Origin of the sequence: Streptomyces sp. CA-135486, assembly GCF_050936555.1 — a bacterium.
Taxonomy (GTDB): domain Bacteria; phylum Actinomycetota; class Actinomycetes; order Streptomycetales; family Streptomycetaceae; genus Streptomyces.
Genome location: NZ_JBNJMM010000001.1, coordinates 2,584,816 through 2,603,385 on the forward strand (window position 1 = coordinate 2,584,816; position 18,570 = coordinate 2,603,385).

Here is an 18,570-nt window from a genome sequence, read left to right on the forward strand (position 1 = left end):
TTCATCATTTAGAGGAGCAGTTCAGTGAGCATCGACAAGCCCGAGATCGACTTCCCCGAGGGCCCGGCTCCCACCGAGCTCGAGATCGTCGATCTGTGGGAGGGCGACGGGCCGGTCGCGAAGGCCGGGGACACCGTCTCCGTCCACTACGTGGGCGTCGCCTACAGCACCGGCGAGGAGTTCGACGCCTCCTGGAACCGCGGCACCCCGCTGCAGTTCCAGCTCGGCGTCGGCCAGGTCATCGCCGGCTGGGACCAGGGCGTGCAGGGCATGAAGGTCGGCGGTCGCCGTCGGCTCACGATCCCCGCGCACCTCGCGTACGGCGACCGCGGTGCCGGTGGCGGCCTTATCGCCCCCGGCGAGACGCTGATCTTCGTCTGCGACCTGGTCGCTGTCTGATCACGTTCGGACACCAAGAGGGCCCATGCCTCCTCCGGACTCCGTCCGGGGGCCCGGCACGGGCCCTCGGCTTTTGCCCGGACAACGCGGAGCGGTACGGTCAACGCTCAGAAGACTGTGAGGAAGGGCGTCGATGGCCATTGCCAAGGCCGAGCGGCTGATGAATCTGGCGCTGTGCCTGCTGGGGACCCGCCGCCCGCTCAGCAAGCGCGAACTGCGCGGGTCCATCGAGGCCTATCTGGAGGCCGGTTCGGACGACTCCTTCAACCGGATGTTCGAGCGCGACAAGGACGATCTGCGCGAACTCGGCCTGGTCATCGAGACGGTGGACAACCTCGACGGCGAAACCGGCTATCTCGCCCGCCGCGACTCCAACCGGCTGCCCGCCATCACGCTCGACGCCGAGGAGGCCGCCGCACTCGGCCTCGCCGCCAAGGTCTGGCAGCAGGCACGGCTCGCCGGCGCCGCGAGTGGCGCCCTGCAGAAGCTGCGCGCGGCCGGCATGCCGGAGGCCGAGGATTCGTACGAGGCGCAGCACAGCGCCCTCGAACCGCGCATCCCCGTCCATGAGGCCGCCTTCGAACCGCTGATGCTCGCCTGCCGCGACCGGCGGCCCGTCGTCTTCGACTACCGCAAGGCGAATGCCGCCCGCCCCGAGCCCCGCCATGTCGAGCCCTGGACGCTGGAGTGCTGGCGCGGCCACTGGTATCTGGCGGGCTGGGACCGCGACCGCGGCGCCGAGCGCGTCTTCCGGCTCTCCCGCATCACCGGCAGGGTCCGTTCCCGCGCAGGCTCCTTCACCGCGCCCGTGCCCGACGTGGTGACGGTCCGGGAGACCGTCGAGACCTGGGCGGGGGAGACCGCGACCCGTTCCGCTCGGATCCGGCTGCGCACCGGCTGCGGCTATCCGCTGCGCTCCAGAGCCCAGTCCATACGGGAACTCGGGGACGGCTGGGACGAGTTGGAGATTCCGTACGGGCACGGGCTCGACGCCTGGCTGGTGGAGTTCGGCCCGGACGTCGTCGTGCTGGAGCCCGCGGATCTGCGGGCCGATGTCCTGGACCGGCTGCGCGCCGTGGCCAAGGGCTGAGGGGGACTCGTACACACCATGGCCGCCAACGCCATTGACCAGACCCGGCGGATGCTCTCGCTGGTGACCTATCTGCGCGAGCGCCCCGGCGCACGTGTCAGCGATGTCGCCCGCGCCTTCGGGATCACCGAGGACGAGCTGATCTCTGACCTCGATGTGCTGCCCATGTGCGGCACGAGCTTCCGCGGTGGCGATCTGCTCGACATCGACACCGACGGTGACCGCATCTGGTGGCACAATGCGGACGATGTCGCCGAGCCGCTGCGGCTCGCCGCGGACGAGGCGACCGCGCTGCTGGTCGCGGCGCGCGCCGTGGCCACGCTGCCCGGGCTGCGCGAGAGCGACCGGGACGCGCTGGTGCGTGCCACCGCCAAGCTGGAGGCCGCGGCGGGCGAGACGGCCGGGGCCAGCTCCCGGCTCTCGGTGACCTTCGAGTCCGAGGGCGGCGTCTTCGCCGATGTGGACCGCGCGATCTCGGAGCGGCGGCGGCTGTGGCTCAAGTACTACTCGCCCGCGCGCGACGAGCTCACCGAGCGCGAGGTCGACCCGATCCGGCTCTTTGCCGTCGGACATACGTATATGGAGGCCTGGTGCCGGCTCTCCGAGGCGCGCCGCACCTTCCGGCTCGACCGGGTGGCGGAGATCAGACTCCTTGACGCACCCGCGGCGCCGCCCGAGATCGAGCTGCGGGATCTGTCGGAGGGGCTGGTTCAGCCGTCCGCGGACGACCCCGAGGTGGTGGTCGAGGTCGGCCCCGGCGGGCGCTGGGTCGCGGAGTACTACCCGCACGACAGCGCGGAGGAACTGCCCGAGGGTGGGCTGCGCATCACGCTGCGTACGCCTGATCCGACCTCGCTGCGACGGCTCGCCCTGCGGCTGGGGCGGGACGGGCGGATCGTCTCGCCCCAGGATCTGGCGGACAGCGCCCGGCAGGCGGCGCGCGAGGCGCTCGCGGCCTATGACGGTCAGGAATAGGGAGATCCGTACAACATGTCTCTGATGTCAGGGATCGCTACGCCCAAGGCGCCGGTGCTCTTCAAGGCCGGCTGCCCCGACTGCCGTGCCCGCTTCGAGCTCTCGGCGGGAGCGCTGCGGCTGGCGATCGGCGGCAGCCGCCGTACCACCTTCTACTCCTTCACCTGCCCCGAGTGCGGCTCGGCCGTCCGCAAGCCCGCCGGGGAGCGCATCGTCGAACTTCTCACCGGCGGCGGCGTACGGACGCTGCGGCTGCACTCCACGCTCTAGAGACGGTCTAGGCTCAGCGCATGTTCTGGCCCATGCTCGCCATTGCCCTCGGTTTCCTCGGGATCGCCGTGCTCGGCGTGCTCGGCATCCGGGTCTTCCTGGAGGCCCAGCGCCTGGGCCGCGAGGTGGCCCGAACCACCGAGAAGATCAACCGGGCGGCGGAGGATCTGGAGCGGGCGGCGGAGGATCTGGCCCGCACCGGCCAGGCTCTGTGACTGACCCGGTGCGCTCTGATGTGCGGGTGATCCGGGCGGTAGGCTGAAGGTGGCGGCAATAGGTAATGAGGCGCCGGCCGCATAAACGGTGTATGCACGGGGATTGCCCGGCGTTTACCCGTGAGAGTTACGATCGCAGCTGGTCGCGGCTCGGACACCAGTCCACCGCGATCTCCCGCTCCGCCCCATGCCGCCTCGGTGAGAAGGTAGACACCAGTTATGTTCCGACAGATCGGCCCCACCGAGATCATTCTCATCCTCGTTGTCGTCGTATTGCTCTTCGGTGCCAAGAAGCTTCCTGAGATGGCCCGTTCGCTGGGCAAGTCGGCCCGGATCCTCAAGAGCGAGGCGAAGGCGATGAAGTCGGAGGGCCAGCCGGCCGCCACTCCCGCCGACCCGCCGCAGGACCCGGCCCAGGGCGCTCCTCGGACGATCCAGGCGGCTCCCGGCGATGTGACGAGCGCTCGCCCCGTGAACGAGCCCACCGACACCACCCCCCAGCGCTGACCCCAAGGCCGCCGAACCGCGGCCTGCCGCACGAGATGAGGACGTGGGTTGCTCAAGCCTGCCCGCTCGAAACAGAAGGAGAAGGACCCCGAGGGGCGGATGCCGCTCGCGGACCATCTGCGTGAGCTGCGCAACCGGCTTGCGAAGGCGATGCTGGCGGTCACGATCGCCTCCGTCGTGGCCGCGTTCTACAGCCAGGACCTGATGCGCATCCTGGCCTCGCCGGTCACCACCTGTGACAAGGGAGTGCTCGAGACCGGCGGCAAGTGCGCCACAATCGTGTACACCGACCTGCTGTCGCCGTTCACCACCACGGTGAAGGTGGTCATGATGGCGGGCATCATCGCGGCCTGCCCGGTCTGGCTCTACCAGCTGTGGGCCTTTGTGGCCCCGGGCCTGCACAAGAACGAGAAGAAGTACACGTACTTCTTCGCCTCCGCGGCCGTTCCGCTCTTCGCCGCCGGCGCCTACCTCGCATTCGTGATCATGCCGGTGAGCATGAAGGTGCTGCTGAGCATCACGCCGGACACCGCCGCGAACTTCCTCGAGGTCGACAAGATTCTGGACTTCGCCGTCCGGATGGTGCTGATCTTCGGGTTCTCCTTCGAGCTGCCGCTGCTGCTGATCATGCTGAATGTCGCGGGTGTCGTCACCGGGCGGCGGATGGCCGGCTGGTGGCGGGGCGTCGTGATGGCGATCTTCGTCTTCGGTGCGGTCGCCACGCCCTCCACCGACCCGCTGGGCATGATCGCGCTGGCGGGGCCGATCATCGTCCTGTACTTCATCGCGGTCGGGATCGCCCTGCTCAACGACAAGCGGCGACGCCGCAACGACCCGGACGCGGAGCTTGACGACGACGAGGCCTCCGAACTCGACCTGACGCCCGACGGCATCGGCGCCATCGAGTCCGTGCCGGCCAGTCGCGCGCTGCCCGAGCAGGCCACAGGCGAGGCGGACGGCGGGCGCTCCAACCGGCTGAACGGCTACGACGACGTCACATGACATGCGGAATGTCTTCTGAACATGACGAAGGCCCACCGGCGAGACGGTGGGCCTTCCGCATGGGACGGCAGCGGACCCTCGTACGGCGGCGGCATGCGGGTACCTGAGCCTTCAATTAAAGATCGGCTGACTGTCAGACGCGGCGGGTAGGCTCGTCAACAAGATGACCGAGGACCTCTCACCCGCCGAGCGCTACGCCGCCGCCCGCATCCGCGCCGCCGAGGAGGCCACTGCGCTGGCCCCCTTCCGCGCGATGTACGAATTCGATCTGGACCCCTTCCAGATCGAAGCCTGTCAGGCCCTGGAAACGGGCAAGGGCGTGCTCGTCGCGGCGCCCACCGGCTCAGGCAAGACCATCGTCGGCGAATTCGCCGTCCATCTGGCCCTTCAGCAGGGCCGCAAGTGCTTCTACACCACACCCATCAAGGCGCTCTCCAACCAGAAGTACACCGACCTGGTCCGGCGTTACGGCGCGGACAAGGTCGGTCTGCTCACCGGCGACAACAGTGTCAACTCCGAGGCGCCGGTGGTGGTGATGACCACCGAGGTGCTGCGCAACATGCTCTACGCGGGCTCGCAGTCGCTGCTCGGGCTCGGCCATGTCGTGATGGACGAGGTGCACTACCTCTCCGACCGCTTCCGTGGCGCCGTCTGGGAGGAAGTGATCATTCACCTCCCCGAGTCGGTGACCCTGGTGTCACTCTCGGCGACCGTCTCCAACGCCGAGGAGTTCGGCGACTGGCTCGACACAGTCCGCGGCGACACCGAAGTGATCGTCTCCGAGGAGCGTCCCGTGCCGCTGTGGCAGCACGTCATGGCGGGCCGCCGGATGTACGACCTCTTCGAGGAGGAGACCGACCACGGCGGCCGTGGCGTCGGCAGGCGCGAGGTCAACCCCGATCTCGTACGCCTGGCGCGGATGGAGAACCAGCGCACGTACAACCCCAGGGACCGCCGCCGCGGCAAGATGGTGCGCGAGGCCGACCGCGAGCGCGAGCGGCGCCAGCGCAGCCGGATCTGGACGCCGGGGCGGCCCGAGGTCATCGAACGGCTCGACGCGGAAGGGCTGCTGCCCGCGATCACCTTCATCTTCAGCAGGGCGGGCTGCGAGGCCGCCGTGCAGCAGTGTCTGTATGCCGGACTGCGGCTCAACGACGACGAGGCGCGGATGAGGGTGCGCGAGATCGTCGAGGAGCGCACCGCCGCCATTCCCGGCGAGGACCTCCATGTCCTTGGCTACTACGAGTGGTTGGAGGGTCTTGAGCGGGGCATCGCCGCGCACCACGCCGGCATGCTGCCGACCTTCAAGGAGGTCGTCGAGGAGCTCTTCGTACGCGGTCTGGTGAAAGCCGTCTTCGCCACCGAGACGCTGGCGCTCGGCATCAACATGCCCGCCCGTTCGGTGGTGTTGGAGAAGCTCGTCAAGTGGAACGGCGAGCAGCACGCCGACATCACCCCCGGTGAGTACACCCAGCTCACCGGCCGGGCCGGGCGCCGCGGCATCGATGTCGAGGGCCACGCCGTCGTGTTGTGGCAGCGCGCCATGGATCCGGAAGCGCTCGCCGGACTTGCGGGCACTCGCACCTACCCGCTGCGTTCCAGCTTCCGGCCCTCGTACAACATGGCCGTCAATCTGGTGCAGCAGTTCGGACGGCACCGCTCGCGCGAGCTGCTGGAGACGTCGTTCGCGCAGTTCCAGGCGGACAAGTCCGTCGTCGGCATCTCCCGCCAGGTGCAGCGGAACGAAGAGGGCCTTGAGGGCTACCGCGAGGGCATGACCTGCCACTTGGGGGACTTCGAGGAGTACGCGCGGCTGCGCCGCGACCTCAAGGACCGCGAGACGGACCTGGCCAAGCAGGGTGCGGCGCAGCGGCGGGCCGCGGCCGCCACATCGCTGGAGAAGCTGAAGCCGGGCGATGTCATCCACGTCCCCACCGGCAAGTTCGCGGGTCTTGCGCTCGTCCTCGACCCGGGGATCCCGGCGGGCCGTACCAACGGACACCGCGGATTCGAGCAGCACGACGGCCCCCGTCCGCTGGTGCTGACCGCCGAGCGGCAGGTCAAGCGGCTGGCGTCGATGGACTTTCCGGTGCCGGTCGAGGCGCTGGAGCGGATGCGGATCCCGAAGTCCTTCAATCCGCGCTCGCCGCAGTCGCGCCGCGATCTGGCCTCCGCGCTGCGGACGAAGGCCGGGCACATCGTGCCCGAGCGGCACCGCAAGCAGCGCGCCGCCGCCGCGGACGACCGGGAGATCGCGCGGCTGCGGGCGGAGCTGCGCGCACACCCGTGCCACGGCTGCGACGAACGCGAGGACCATGCGCGCTGGGCGGAGCGCTACCACCGGCTGCAGCGCGACACCCGGCAGCTGGAGCGGCGCATCGAGGGCCGGACGAACACCATCGCCCGCACCTTCGACCGGATCGTGGCACTGCTGACCGAGCTGGACTATCTGCGCGGGGACGAGGTCACCGAGCACGGCAGGCGGCTGGCGCGGCTGTACGGCGAACTGGATCTACTGGCGAGCGAATGCCTGCGGGCGGATGTGTGGGAAGGCCTCAGCCCGGCCGAACTGGCTTCGTGTGTCTCGGCGTTGGTGTACGAGTCGCGGCAGTCGGACGACGCGGTGGCGCCCAAGGTCCCGGCGGGCAAGGCGAAGGTCGCGCTCGGCGAGATGGTCCACATCTGGGGCCGTCTGGACGCGCTGGAGGAAGAGTTCAAGATCAACCAGGCGGAGGGAGTCGGACAGCGCGAGCCGGATCTCGGCTTCGCCTGGGCCGCGTACGAGTGGGCCTCGGACAGGGGCCTCGACGAGGTGCTGCGCGAGGCGGAGATGCCTGCGGGTGACTTCGTACGGTGGTCGAAGCAGGTCATCGATGTGCTCGGGCAGATTGCGGCGGCGGCGGCGCGCGAGAACAGCACCGTCGCGAAGAACGCGCGCCGGGCTGTCGACGCGATGCTGCGGGGTGTGGTGGCGTACAGCTCGGTCGGCTGAGCGGGACGACACGGGATGGCCTCGTTCACCTCTTGCGGGTGGAACGAGGCCATCGGCGTCCGGTCAGCTCCAGAAGCTGTCCTCCTCGTCGATGTCCTCGGTGCACTCGTCGATGTCGGTGATCTTGCCGTCCACGATCGTGAAGAAGAGACCCTCGCGGATCTCGATGCCGCGGTCACCCCGGTCGGCCCGGGCCGTGTGGAAGGACATGACGTGCCCACGGCCGTCGGCGAGCACGGCTTCGAGCTCGACCATCATGGTGCCGCCAGTCATCTCGCCCAGCCGCTGGTACAGCCCGAGAACGGCGTCGCGGCCCTTGTGGTGTCCGGATATCGCGCTGTTACCGGGAACATGGTGAACGACGTCCGCCGTCATGAGGGAGCCGAGTGTTGCCGCGTCCCCTTCTCCGAACGCTGCGTAGCCGCGGCGTACAAGGGCGCTGTCCGGGTGCTCAGCCATAGTGAAGTCACACCTTTCGTCCCTAAAATCCCGTCTTTCCTCCATCTTCCGCCGGGTGCGGGGGACTGTCCACGCAGGCTGCCGGGCGTCGGCCGGCGTCAGGCGGCGGCCTTCGCCGTGTCCCGCTTGGCGACCTCTTCGCGGACGATCGGGATCACGTGGCGGCCGAAGTCGATCGCGTCGTCGAGCAGGTCGTAGCCGCGGGCGGAGAGGATCTCCACACCGAGGTCGTAATAGTCCAGCAGCGCCTGGGCGACGGTCTCCGGCGTGCCGACGAGCGCGGTGGAGTTGCCCGCGCCGCCCGTCTCGGCGGCGGTCGGCGTCCACAGCGCCCGGTCGTGGCGTTCACCCCGGTCGGCGACGGCGAGGAGCCGCTGCGAGCCGGCGTTCTGCGGATTGGTGAGCGGATGGCGACGGCTGAGCGGGGAACCCGCCTTGCGTGCCTTGATCCGGTCCAGGGTGCGGTGTGCCTTCTCCCAGGCGAGTTCCTCGGTGGGCGCGATGATCGGCCGGAACGCGACCTGGATCTTGGGCACATCGGAACGGCCCGCCGCCTTCGCGGCCGCCTTCACCGACTCGATCTGCTGCGCGGTCTCGGGGAGCGGCTCGCCCCAGAGGCAGTAGATGTCGGCCTCGGCGCCGCCCGCCGCGTACGCCGCGGGAGAGGAACCGCCGAACGAGACGCGGGGGTGCGGCTGTTGTACGGGGAAGGTGTCGCTGACGAAGTCGTTGAAGCGGTAGTGCGAGCCCTCGTGGTCGAAGGGCTCGCGCGAGGTCCAGGCCTTCTTGATGATCTGGATTGCCTCGCGGGTACGGGCGTAGCGCTCGTCCTTGGTGAGGAAGTCGCCCTCGCGCTGCTGCTCGTGGTCGTTGCCGCCGGTGATGAAGTGGACGGCGAGGCGGCCGTCGCTGATGCGGTCGAGGGTGGCGAAGGTCTTCGCGGCGAAGGTGGGGTACGAGACGTTCGGGCGGTGGGCGACGAGGATCTGCAGCGTCTCGGTACGGGCGGCGATGTACGCGGCGGCGGGGGAGGGGTCGGGCGAGCCGGAGCCGTAGGCGAAGAGGACGCGGTCCCAGCCGTGGTCCTCGTGGGCGCGGGCGAGCCTGAGCGTGTACTGCTTGTCGAAGGACGGCCCGGACCGGGGCGTGACTTCGGAGCCTTCATTGGTTGCTGCGATGCCGAGGAACTCGACGGGCATGGTGCGGCCTCATATCTCGCGATGCGGTGTGGTGGTCTGCCGGTGGGGAGCCGTCAGAGGCAACACGAGGCGGACCACACACGACCGAAGTCGATGTGGTCGCGGGTGACCAACCGCAGCGGAGGACGCATCCGCTTAGTGGAACAGGTGTGTTGGGGCCCAGTCAACTGTTTCTGTACGCCCGCCAGCCGCCGTACGCCGTGATGTCCTCGGCGTCGTCGAGGGCGGCGGGTTCGCAGAGGAAGCCGGGTGCGGTGCTCCCGTCGGCGAGTTCCACGCGGCCGATCGCCATGGGGCGGGGCAGGGCGGCGGTGAGTGCGCCGAGACCCTCCGGGGGGAGCTCCCAGATCTCGGCCTCGACCGGCCGGCCGCCGCTGCTGACACGGACGAGGCCCGGCTTGGGCGGGTCGGTACGCAGGGCGAAGAGGCGGTAGTTCGGGGCGGTGGTGGTTGTGCCGGCCAACGTGGCGCCGAGGGCTAGGAGTTGGTGGTTGAGGGGCTGGCCGGAGAGGTGGGCGCCGACGACGGCGATGCGGACGGACGGGGCCGGCGCGGTGAGGTGGGCCGCGATACGGGCGAGCCGGTCGTCCGTGCCGGCCGGGCCGACCAGCATCACGCCGAAGGGGCGGCCGGCCACGTCGTCGCCGGGGACCGCGACCGCGGCGAGGTCGAACAGATTGGTCGAGTTGGTGAATCGGCCGAGCCGGGCGTTGGCCCCGAACGGGTCGGCGGCGACCTCGGCGAGGGTGGGGTGGCCGGGGGCGGTGGGCAGCAGCAGCGCGTCGGCGTCGGTGTCCGCAAGGGCGGCCAGGGCGCGGGCACGCAGGGCGGCAAGCCGGGCCTGGTCGGCGAAGAGCTCGTGGGCGGGGATGTCGCGGGCGCGGCGGACGATGGCGGTGACGGTGGGGTCCAGGTCCTTTGTCGCCTTGTCGATGAACGAGCCGACGGCGGTGTAGCGCTCGGCGACGAACGCACCGTCGTACAGCATCGCGGCGGCGTCGGTGAAGGGCGTGGGATCGATGGCTCCGAGCTGCGCCCCGGCGGCCTCGAGGCGTGCCGCCGCCGCTTCGTACGCCTCGGCCCAGCCGTCATCCATCTCCCCGAGCTGCTCGGTCGGCGGCACGGCGATCCGCCAGGGGCCGGGGGTGCGGGGCGCGGTGGCGTGGCCGGGGCGGGTGGCGATGAGGGCGAGAGCGAGCTCGGCGTCCTGGACCGTACGGGCGAAGACGCTGACGCAGTCGAGGCTCGCGCAGGCCGGGACCACGCCGTCGGTGGGGACGAGTCCGCGGGTGGGCTTCAGCCCGACGATGCGGTTGAAGGCGGCGGGGACACGGCCGGAGCCGGCGGTGTCCGTGCCGAGGGCGAGGTCGGCGATGCGGAGCGCGACGGCGACGGCGGACCCGGAGCTCGATCCGCCGGCCACGCGCGCGGGGTCGTCGGCGCTGTGCACCGCGCCGTACGGAGACCGGGTGCCGACGAGGCCGGTGGCGAACTGGTCCATGTTGGTGCTCCCGAGCACGACGGCGCCGGCGGCTCTGAGCCGGGCGACGGCAGGGGCGTCGGCGGTCGGGTCGTACGCGTAGGAGGGGCAGCCGGCGGTGGTGGGGATGCCGTGGACATCGATATTGCCCTTGACGGCGAGGGTGAGCCCCGCGAGGGGAAGGCGCGCACCGGCGGCGAGGCGTTTGTCGACCTCGTGAGCCTCGGCCTCGGCGTCGGCGCGGGGACGGAGGGTGATCCAGATGTCGGGGCGGTGGGCACGGTCGATGAGGTCGTAGGCGGCGCGGACGCGGGTGAGGGCGGGGGTGGGCATTGGGGGCGGCGCTCCTTGGGGGTGCGGGCGGGTGGGGTGCGGGCTGGGGATTTGTCCCCCACCCGCCCCTTCCCTGAACCGGGGCGGAGCCCCGATTCAAGGACAGAGGTCAGAGGTCCGTCGGGGTCAGGATGGCCAGCGGGGTCCCCGCCTCCACCTGTGTGCCGGGCGTGACCAGGAATCGCGCCACCCGCGCCGCGTACGGCGCACGCACGCGCGATTCCATCTTCATCGCTTCCAGCGTCAGCAGCGGCTGGCCTGGCGCGACAACAGCCCCCGGCTCCGCGTTCAACTGCCAGACCGAGGCCGCGAATTCGGCCTCGACGACCTGTCCGCCCGGCGGAACGTCCAGTTCAGGGACCGCGGGCGCGGCAGGCGACTCCGCTCGGGCGAACTCGCCCGCCGCCTCCCACGCCGCGCGTTCCTCGGCGAAGGCCAGGGACTGACGGGCGCGGAATTCGGCGATCGACGGCTCGTTGTCGGTGAGGAAGCGCTGGTAGTCCGCCAGCGAGAAGGTCCCCTCCTCGATACGCGGCGTGAAGCGGCCCGCCGCCATGTCCGCGCGCAGTTCGAGAAGTTCGTCCGCGTCGACGGGATACCAGGTGATCCGGTCGAAGAAGCGCAGCAGCCACGGCCGTTCCTGCCAGCGTGACCACACCTGCGTCGTACGGCCCACGAACTGGTAGCCGCCCGGGCCCTCCATGCCGTACACGCACAGATACGCGCCCCCGATGCCGACCGAGTTCTCCGCGGTCCAGGTCCTGGCCGGGTTGTACTTGGTCGTGACCAGACGGTGGCGCGGGTCCAGCGGCGTGGCGACCGGCGCGCCCAAGTAGACGTCGCCCAGGCCCAGTACGAGATATTCGGCGTCGAATACCGTGCGGTACACGTCGTCGACCGAGTCGAGACCGTTCACCCGGCGGATGAACTCGATGTTCCACGGGCACCACGGCGCATCGTCCCGTACCCCCGCCATATAGCGCGCGATCGCCTCCCGGGTCGCCGGATCGTCCCAGGACAGGGGCAGATGAACGGTACGGGACGGGACGACGAGCGCGTCGGTGGGCGGGAGTCCGGACTCCAGACGGGTCAGCACGGACAGGAGCGTGCGCTGCGGGAGGACACCGGGGTCGGTGTGGATCTGGAGCGAGCGGATGCCGGGTGTCAGGTCCACCACCCCCGGCAGGCCCTCCGCGGCGACCGCCTCGGCCAGTGCGTGGACCCGCATCCGCAGTGCCAGGTCCAGCTGCATTTCCCCGTACTCGACGAGTACGTTGTCATCTCCGCTGCGGCGGTACGTGACCGACTCGCCCCGCGCCAGAATCCCGCCGTCGACGACGGCCGGGCGCGGCTCGCCCTCGACCGTCACCGGCACGAACCTGACCGTGTCGCCGGGACGCAGCTGGCCCAGCTTCCAGCGTTCGGCCTTCAGGATCGTCGCCGGGCAGACGAAGCCGCCGAGCGACGGGCCGTCCGGGCCCAGCAGCACCGGCATGTCGCCGGTGTAGTCGACCGCGCCGACGGAGTACGGAGTGTCGTGGATGTTGGAGGGGTGCAGGCCCGCCTCGCCGCCGTCCACGCGTGCCCAGCGCGGCTTCGGGCCGATCAGCCGGACGCCGGTGCGCGCCGAGTTGAAGTGGACCTTCCACTTCGCGGCGTAGAAGTCGTGGATGTCCTGTTCGGTGAAGAACTCCGGTGCGGCGTGCGGGCCTTCGGCCACCGCGATGTGCCACACCTCGCCGAATGAGGGCCGGTCCGGGTGCGGGACGGGCGCACCCGGTGCCGTGGCGGAGCAGCCGTGCAGCACATCTCCGGTGCGCAGCTCACGGCCCCCGTGCCCGCCGAAGCGGCCCAGCGTGAATGTGGCCGCGCTGCCCAGGAAGCCGGGCACATCCAGACCGCCCGCGAACAGAATGTAAGTGCGCAGGCCCCGGTCCGCGGGCCCGCCGACGGCCAGCGATGAGCCCGCCGCAACGGTGAACGGCTCCCACTGCGGCGCCGGTTCGCCATCCACCGTGACCGGCGCGGGCGCGCCCGTCACACAGACCGTCGTCGCATGGGTGAAGCGCAGCGCGGGCCCCTGGAGCGTGCACTCCAGACCCGGCGCGCCCTCGTCGTTGCCGAGCGCTCGGTTGCCGAGCCGGAAGGAGAGGTCGTCCATCGGCCCCGACGGCGGGACGCCGACCTGCCAGTAGCCGGTGCGGCCCGGCCAGTCCTGGACGGTGGTGAGCGTGCCCGATGCCATGACCTCGATACGCGGCGTGGGGTCGGCGATCGTCGCCAGCGTCGCGGTGCTGTGCCCGGCGGCCGCTACGGACGGGTCCGCGAGCGCCGCCCGCACCAGGCCCAGATTCGTCTCGATGCCGTCGACGCGTGTCGCGGCCAGCGCGGAGTCCAGCCGGGCGAGGGCGACGGCGCGATCGGTGCCGTACGCCACGAGCTTGGCCAGCATCGGGTCGTACGCCGTCGTCACCTCCGTGCCCGTCTCGATCCAGGAGTCGACGCGTACGTCCGGGGGGAACGCCACCCGGGTCAGCAGCCCGGCGCTCGGGCGGTGGTCGCGGCTCGGGTCCTCGGCGTAGACCCGCGCCTCCACGGCATGGCCGCGCGGTGCGCCGGGGTCCCGTACGACAGCCGTCTCGCCCTGGGCGAGACGCAGCATCCACTCGACGAGATCGACGCCGTAGATCTCCTCGGTCACCGGGTGCTCCACCTGGAGGCGGGTGTTGACCTCCAGGAAGTACGCCTCTTCGCGGGCCGCGTCGTACACGAACTCGACCGTGCCGGCGGAGCGGTAGCCGACCGAGGCGCACAAGGCCTGTGCACAGGACGCGAGTTGTTCCCGTACGGAATCGGGCAGGCCGGGTGCGGGAGCCTCCTCGAGCACCTTCTGGTTGCGGCGCTGGAGCGAGCAGTCGCGGTCGCCGAAGGTGACCACGCGGCCCTGTCCGTCGCCGAAGACCTGCACCTCGACATGGCGGGCGCGCTCGACGAGACGTTCCAGGAACACCCCGGCCGAGGAGAAGGAGGCGGCGGCGACACGCTGCACCCCCTCCCACGCGTCGGCCAGCCCCCCGGCGTCGTACACGGCCCGCATGCCGATGCCTCCGCCGCCGCCCGTGGCCTTGAGCATGACCGGGTAGCCGATGCGCCGTGCTTCGGACAGCGCCTCGTCGAGGCCCGGCAGCAGCCCGGTACCGGGGGCCAGCGGGACGCCGGCAGCCTCGGCGGCGGCCCGCGCGGTGTGTTTGGCGCCGAACAGCTCCAGCTGCGCGGCGGTAGGTCCGACGAAGACGATGCCCGCGTCTTCGCAGCGGCGCGCGAAGTCGGCGTCCTCGGAGAGGAAGCCGTAGCCGGGGTGGATGGCGCCCGCGCCTGCGTCCTTCGCGGCCTTGAGCACGAGATCGGCGTCGAGATACGACTCCTTGGCGGGCGCGGGCCCGAGCCGTACCGCCTCGTCGGCGAGCCGGACATGGGGCGCACAGCGGTCTGGATCGGAGAAGACGGCGACCGTACGCAGCCCGAGGCGGCGGGCGGTGCGGATGATGCGTACGGCGATCTCGCCCCGGTTGGCGACGAGCAGGGTGTCGAAGGTCAAGGGGTTTGTGGGGCTCATACGGCGGCCTCGCTGATCGTCATCTCGACCGCCGTCGGCTCGAAGCCGTTGCAGGGGTTGTTGATCTGCGGGCAGTTGGAGACGAGGACCAGGACGTCCCGCTCGGCGCGCAGGGTGACGCGCAGACCGGGGGCGGAGATGCCGTCGACGATGCCGAGGGTGCCGTCCTTCTCGACGGGTACGTTCATGTACCAGTTGATGTTGGAGACCAGGTCGCGCTTGCCGAGGCCGTACAGCGCGCCCTCCGCGAGGAAGTTGTCGACGCAGGCGTGCTGCGACCAGGTGTGGTGGCCGTAGCGCAGGGTGTTGGACTCCTTGGAGCAGGCGCCACCGAGGGTGTCGTGGCGGCCGCAGGTGTCTTCGGTGACGGTCATCAGCGGGGTGTGCTCGTTCGACATCAGCACGCTGCCGGTGGTGAGGAAGATGTTCCCCTGGGCGTGGACGGTGTCGGCGGCGCTGTAGCGGACGGCGGTGTCGTGGGCGTCGTAGACGAGGAAGTCGACGGCCTGGTTGCCGTGCAGGTCGGTGATGGTGAGGTGTTCACCGGCGCGGACGACGGCGGACCAGGCGGCGCGGGCGGGTACGACTGTCATGACTGGCCCCTTGCGGCGAGGAAGTCGGCGGTGTTGGCGTAGGCGCGGCGGCTTTCGGGGGTGGCGTCCCACAGCGGGTCGCCGGGCGCGGTGGGGGCGGCGCGCCGGGCCAGCACCTCCAGCGGGGTGCTCGTGTAGGCGGGGCGCGGGTCCAGGGGATGCGGGACGTTCGCGATCAGCACGGTCAGGTCCTGTTCGGCCCGGAGGGTGACCGATGCGGCGGGCCCGGCGGAGCCGGTGAAGTCGAGGGCGCCGTCGTCCCGTACCTCCACGCCCTGGAAGAAGGAGACGGAGGGCGGCAGATCGCGTGGCTCCAGGCCGTTCTTGAGCGCGGCGAGGGTGAGGAGCTCGCGGCCGGCGGGGGAGGCGGACTGCGCGGTCCCGTCTCCGTACCGGTGGGTGTTGCGTGCGAGCGTGGAGGTGCCGCACAGAGCGTCGTGGCGGCCGCCCGTGTCCTCGATCAGGGTGGCGAGAACCCGGCCCTGGTCGGAGAGGAGGAGCCGGCCGGCGCGGAGGTAGGCGTTCCACTGGACCTTGACGGTGTCGGCGGCGTTGAGCCGCTCCCAGGGGCGGCCGTCGACGTACAGCAGCAGGTGCGCGCAGGCGTCGCCGCGCAGGTCCGTGAGCCGCAGCTCGGTGCCGCGGGCGATGACGCGGTGCGTGTAGTTGCCGCCGGCGACGGTCTCCGCCCAGACCAGATGCGCCGCCTCGCAGGGCGGCGCGGGCCACTCGGTGGCCGGCACGACGGGCATGGCTTCGGCGCGGACGCCGTCCTGGGCGCGGGCGTGATCGCGGGCTCCGTATGTCGTGGCGGTCGCCATGGCGGTGTGCCTCCTCCGGCTCGGCGGATGTCGCGTGGCTATTTCTGTCGCCCGACAGAAATTAGGGGGAGGGGGGGTCGTGCCCATTGCCCGGCCATTGCCGGACCGTTACGGAACGCTCACCGTGATCTTGCCGAAAGAGGCCGGTCCCTCGTGTGCGACGATCGGCAGCATGAGCACCACCACAGGACGACGGGTCGGACGGCCGCGCGCGAAGAAGCGGCCGGACAGCGGGATGGCCACCCGGGACGAACTCCTGCTGGCCGCAGCGGAGTTGTTCACCACGCTCGGGTACGCGGCGACCACGACCCGGGCGGTCGCCGAGAGTGCGGGCATGCGGCAGGCGACGATGTACCACTACTTCAGCGGCAAGGAGGACCTGCTCGCGGAGCTCCTGGAATCGACGGTCACGCCCTCCCTGACCCTGGCACACCGCCTGCTCGCCGACGAGTCGCGCCCGGCGGAGGCGCGCCTGTGGGAGCTGTGCCGCTCGGACGTGGAACTGCTCTGCGGGGGTTCGCACAACCTGGGCGCGCTGTACCTGCTCCCGGAGGTGCGGGGCGAACGCTTCGAGGGCTTCCACCGGGTGCGCTCGGATCTGAAGTCGGCGTACGGGGAACTGCTGTCGGCGACGGAGGCGGGGGCGGAGCTGGAGAAGGACGAACGGGTGCTGCGTACGGACCTGGTGTTCGGCCTGATCGAGGGAGTGATCCTGGTCCACAGGGGCGACCCGGACCGCCCGGTGACGACGTTCGCGTCGGCAACGGCGGACGCGGCGCTGAGGATAGTGGGCTGCGTGCCTGCGTGAACCTGGAGGCTGACGCGACTGGCCCAGCGGGTGGGGACGCAGTCTTCGGCACCACCCGTCACCCCGTCGCGAGGGTGTCGCTACTCCGCCCTGCTGTCGGTGTGGCTCGCACCCGACGTCGACCGCAGCTGAGTCCGTTGAGGGCGTCGCCCCCCAGTCGGAGCTGAGGCGTTCCGCCACCGCCAGACGGCTCCGGTCCCCACCGTGGCCAGCAAGAACAGCACCGTGAACCACTGGAAGTACCAGTGCCCGCCCGAGGGGTCGTACACCGACGCCCGTGGCCACGCCAGGTTCACCGTCATGAACAGGCCGTACGCCAGCGCCACGATGTTGATCGGCAGGCCCCAACGGCCCAGTGAGAACAGCGGGCGGCCCGTCTCGTCCGTCCCGGCGGTGCTGCCGTCCCAGTCGCCGCGCAGCCTTCGGACCAGCATCGGGCCCGTCACCATCGCGTACGCGAGATAGAGCATCGCGATACACGTCGTGCCGATAGCGAGGAACGCCTCCGGTGAGGCGAGGTTGAGCAGGCCGAGTGCCGCCGCCGCGATGCCCACCGCGAGGGCCGGGGCGGCGGGCATGCCCGTGCGGGGGGAGACCTTTGCCAGGCGGGGCGAGAAGGGCAGCACGCCGTCCCGGGCCATGGAGAAGAGCATCCGCGATCCGGCCGTCTGGATGGCCAGCGTGGCCACGGCGATCGCCACGACCACGTCCGCGAGCAGCGCCTTGCCCACGCCGTCGCCGAGGCTGCTCGTCAGGACGTACGACAGGCCCTCCGTCGCCAGCCGCCCGTCGGTCAGGCTGGGTGCCGCGAGAATGCCGCCGAGCAGGAGCAGGCCGCCGAGCGCGCCGGCCGAGGCGAGGGCGAGCAGGATCGTGCGGGGCGCGGTGCGGCGCGGGGCGTGGGTCTCCTCGCTGAGTTCGCCCGCGCTGTCGAAGCCGATGAGGACGTACGCCGCCGTGAAGGAGCCGACGAGCAGCGCGCCGATGGCTCCGCCCTGGCCGCCCGTGTGCAAGGTCACGCCCGCCCCGCGCTCGGAGTGGGTGAAGAGCAGCACCACGATCAGTGCCGCCCCGATAATTTCCGCGGTGACGCCGATGCGGTTCACGGCCGACATCACGCGGTTGTCGAGGAGGTTGACGCCGGTGGTGAGAGCGAGCAGCACCACCGCGAGCACGGCCGCATTGGCCGCGCCGGTCGGTGTGGTCGGCGCGGGGTCGTCGCCGACCAGCTGGAAGCCGGACCAGATCGCAGGCAGGACGACCTGCAGCGCGAGCGCCGCCGCCGCGACCACGACGACCTGGCCGATCACCATGATCCAGCCGGCGAACCAGCCGAAGCCGGGCGTGCTCAGCCGCGTCGACCACTGGTAGATGGCGCCCGACAGCGGGTAGCGCGCCGCGAGTTCGGCGAAGCACGCGGCGACCAGGAGCTGTCCGGCCAGCACCGCGGGCCAGGTCCAGAAGAAGGCAGCGCCGCCGAACGAGAAGCCGAAGGCGAAGAACTGGAAGACGGTGGTGAGGACGGAGATGAAGGAGAAGCCTGCGGCGAAGGAGGCGTACCGCCCCATGCTGCGGTGCAGTTCCTGCCGGTAGCCGAAGCCGGCGAGCTCGGCCGAGTCATCCTGCCCGCTCTCGTGAGGATCGGGCCGTACGTCCGAGGGTGCGGTGGCGGTCATGGCAGCCCCTGTCGCTGATTCCTGTCGGATGACAGAAATTAGGGAGAGGCTGTTTCACCGGCGTCACACCGCCATGTCCGTACGGGGCCCAAGTCCTCACGCTTCCTCACCCCGGCCACCGCCCGGCGAAAGATC

General features: G+C 70.7%; 16 protein-coding genes. 9 read left to right on the top strand and 7 right to left on the bottom strand.

What is annotated here, in order from left to right; all coding sequences use genetic code 11:
• Nucleotides 1–24 precede the first annotated feature (24 nt).
• The 8 genes from ACQEVG_RS11715 to ACQEVG_RS11750 all read left to right on the top strand — a co-directional run bounded on the left by ACQEVG_RS11715 (nt 25) and on the right by ACQEVG_RS11750 (nt 7,450).
• The gene (locus ACQEVG_RS11715) at nt 25–399 is read left to right on the top strand and encodes an FKBP-type peptidyl-prolyl cis-trans isomerase (protein WP_432981039.1); all 375 of its coding nucleotides are present in this window, start codon (nt 25–27) and stop codon (nt 397–399) included.
• A 133-nt stretch (nt 400–532) separates the two neighbouring features.
• Entirely contained in the window at nt 533–1,489 is a 957-nt protein-coding gene (locus tag ACQEVG_RS11720) for a helix-turn-helix transcriptional regulator (RefSeq protein ID WP_432981042.1), read from the top strand.
• Nucleotides 1,490–1,507: 18 nt separating this feature from the next.
• Nucleotides 1,508–2,464, top strand: a complete 957-nt coding sequence (locus ACQEVG_RS11725; RefSeq protein ID WP_404726719.1) for a helix-turn-helix transcriptional regulator — start codon at nt 1,508–1,510, stop codon at nt 2,462–2,464.
• A gap of 24 nt (nt 2,465–2,488) precedes the next feature.
• The gene (locus ACQEVG_RS11730; RefSeq protein WP_405809380.1) at nt 2,489–2,734 is read left to right on the top strand and encodes a hypothetical protein; all 246 of its coding nucleotides are present in this window, start codon (nt 2,489–2,491) and stop codon (nt 2,732–2,734) included.
• A 20-nt stretch (nt 2,735–2,754) separates the two neighbouring features.
• Nucleotides 2,755–2,949, top strand: a complete 195-nt coding sequence (locus tag ACQEVG_RS11735; RefSeq protein WP_432981047.1) for a hypothetical protein — start codon at nt 2,755–2,757, stop codon at nt 2,947–2,949.
• A 219-nt stretch (nt 2,950–3,168) separates the two neighbouring features.
• Complete coding sequence (tatA, locus tag ACQEVG_RS11740) at nt 3,169–3,456, top strand: Sec-independent protein translocase subunit TatA (protein WP_432981050.1); 288 nt, start codon at nt 3,169–3,171, stop codon at nt 3,454–3,456.
• Between the two features lie 99 nt (nt 3,457–3,555).
• A complete protein-coding gene (tatC, locus tag ACQEVG_RS11745; protein WP_432985282.1) occupies nt 3,556–4,458 on the top strand; it encodes a twin-arginine translocase subunit TatC in 903 nt (300 codons plus the stop codon).
• 163 nt (nt 4,459–4,621) lie between these two features.
• On the top strand, nt 4,622–7,450 hold the full coding sequence (locus tag ACQEVG_RS11750; RefSeq protein WP_432981053.1) for a DEAD/DEAH box helicase: 2,829 nt from the start codon (nt 4,622–4,624) through the stop codon (nt 7,448–7,450).
• Nucleotides 7,451–7,513: 63 nt separating this feature from the next.
• Here ACQEVG_RS11750 and ACQEVG_RS11755 read toward each other — a convergent pair whose 3' ends face one another.
• From ACQEVG_RS11755 to ACQEVG_RS11780, 6 genes are all read right to left on the bottom strand, one after another.
• Nucleotides 7,514–7,909 (bottom strand): nuclear transport factor 2 family protein, encoded by a 396-nt coding sequence (locus tag ACQEVG_RS11755; RefSeq protein ID WP_432981056.1) that lies wholly within the window; start codon nt 7,907–7,909, stop codon nt 7,514–7,516.
• A 98-nt stretch (nt 7,910–8,007) separates the two neighbouring features.
• On the bottom strand, nt 8,008–9,108 hold the full coding sequence (locus ACQEVG_RS11760) for an LLM class flavin-dependent oxidoreductase (protein WP_432981059.1): 1,101 nt from the start codon (nt 9,106–9,108) through the stop codon (nt 8,008–8,010).
• A 163-nt stretch (nt 9,109–9,271) separates the two neighbouring features.
• The gene (locus ACQEVG_RS11765) at nt 9,272–10,921 is read right to left on the bottom strand and encodes an allophanate hydrolase (RefSeq protein ID WP_432981062.1); all 1,650 of its coding nucleotides are present in this window, start codon (nt 10,919–10,921) and stop codon (nt 9,272–9,274) included.
• Between the two features lie 109 nt (nt 10,922–11,030).
• Nucleotides 11,031–14,519 (bottom strand): 5-oxoprolinase/urea amidolyase family protein, encoded by a 3,489-nt coding sequence (locus ACQEVG_RS11770; protein WP_432985285.1) that lies wholly within the window; start codon nt 14,517–14,519, stop codon nt 11,031–11,033.
• A gap of 14 nt (nt 14,520–14,533) precedes the next feature.
• Complete coding sequence (locus ACQEVG_RS11775) at nt 14,534–15,130, bottom strand: urea amidolyase associated protein UAAP2 (RefSeq protein WP_432981065.1); 597 nt, start codon at nt 15,128–15,130, stop codon at nt 14,534–14,536.
• Complete coding sequence (locus ACQEVG_RS11780) at nt 15,127–15,951, bottom strand: urea amidolyase associated protein UAAP1 (RefSeq protein ID WP_432981068.1); 825 nt, start codon at nt 15,949–15,951, stop codon at nt 15,127–15,129. Before ACQEVG_RS11780 ends, ACQEVG_RS11775 begins: the two co-directional genes overlap by 4 nt.
• Nucleotides 15,952–16,123: 172 nt before the next feature.
• On the opposite strand from ACQEVG_RS11780, the gene ACQEVG_RS11785 reads away from it, so the two are divergent.
• A complete protein-coding gene (locus tag ACQEVG_RS11785) occupies nt 16,124–16,759 on the top strand; it encodes a TetR/AcrR family transcriptional regulator (RefSeq protein ID WP_432981071.1) in 636 nt (211 codons plus the stop codon).
• A gap of 80 nt (nt 16,760–16,839) precedes the next feature.
• Here ACQEVG_RS11785 and ACQEVG_RS11790 read toward each other — a convergent pair whose 3' ends face one another.
• Nucleotides 16,840–18,435, bottom strand: a complete 1,596-nt coding sequence (locus tag ACQEVG_RS11790; protein WP_432981074.1) for an amino acid permease — start codon at nt 18,433–18,435, stop codon at nt 16,840–16,842.
• Nucleotides 18,436–18,570 lie beyond the last annotated feature (135 nt).

Coding starts and splice junctions, on each gene's coding strand:
- ACQEVG_RS11720 (WP_432981042.1), top strand. CDS start 533: ATGGCCATTGCCAAGGCCGAGCGGCTGATGAATCTGGCGCTGTGCCTG.
- ACQEVG_RS11725 (WP_404726719.1), top strand. CDS start 1,508: ATGGCCGCCAACGCCATTGACCAGACCCGGCGGATGCTCTCGCTGGTG.
- ACQEVG_RS11730 (WP_405809380.1), top strand. CDS start 2,489: ATGTCAGGGATCGCTACGCCCAAGGCGCCGGTGCTCTTCAAGGCCGGC.
- ACQEVG_RS11735 (WP_432981047.1), top strand. CDS start 2,755: ATGTTCTGGCCCATGCTCGCCATTGCCCTCGGTTTCCTCGGGATCGCC.
- tatA (WP_432981050.1), top strand. CDS start 3,169: ATGTTCCGACAGATCGGCCCCACCGAGATCATTCTCATCCTCGTTGTC.
- tatC (WP_432985282.1), top strand. CDS start 3,556: ATGCCGCTCGCGGACCATCTGCGTGAGCTGCGCAACCGGCTTGCGAAG.
- ACQEVG_RS11750 (WP_432981053.1), top strand. CDS start 4,622: ATGACCGAGGACCTCTCACCCGCCGAGCGCTACGCCGCCGCCCGCATC.
- ACQEVG_RS11755 (WP_432981056.1), bottom strand. CDS start 7,909: ATGGCTGAGCACCCGGACAGCGCCCTTGTACGCCGCGGCTACGCAGCG.
- ACQEVG_RS11760 (WP_432981059.1), bottom strand. CDS start 9,108: ATGCCCGTCGAGTTCCTCGGCATCGCAGCAACCAATGAAGGCTCCGAA.
- ACQEVG_RS11765 (WP_432981062.1), bottom strand. CDS start 10,921: ATGCCCACCCCCGCCCTCACCCGCGTCCGCGCCGCCTACGACCTCATC.
- ACQEVG_RS11775 (WP_432981065.1), bottom strand. CDS start 15,130: ATGACAGTCGTACCCGCCCGCGCCGCCTGGTCCGCCGTCGTCCGCGCC.
- ACQEVG_RS11780 (WP_432981068.1), bottom strand. CDS start 15,951: ATGGCGACCGCCACGACATACGGAGCCCGCGATCACGCCCGCGCCCAG.
- ACQEVG_RS11785 (WP_432981071.1), top strand. CDS start 16,124: ATGAGCACCACCACAGGACGACGGGTCGGACGGCCGCGCGCGAAGAAG.
- ACQEVG_RS11790 (WP_432981074.1), bottom strand. CDS start 18,435: ATGACCGCCACCGCACCCTCGGACGTACGGCCCGATCCTCACGAGAGC.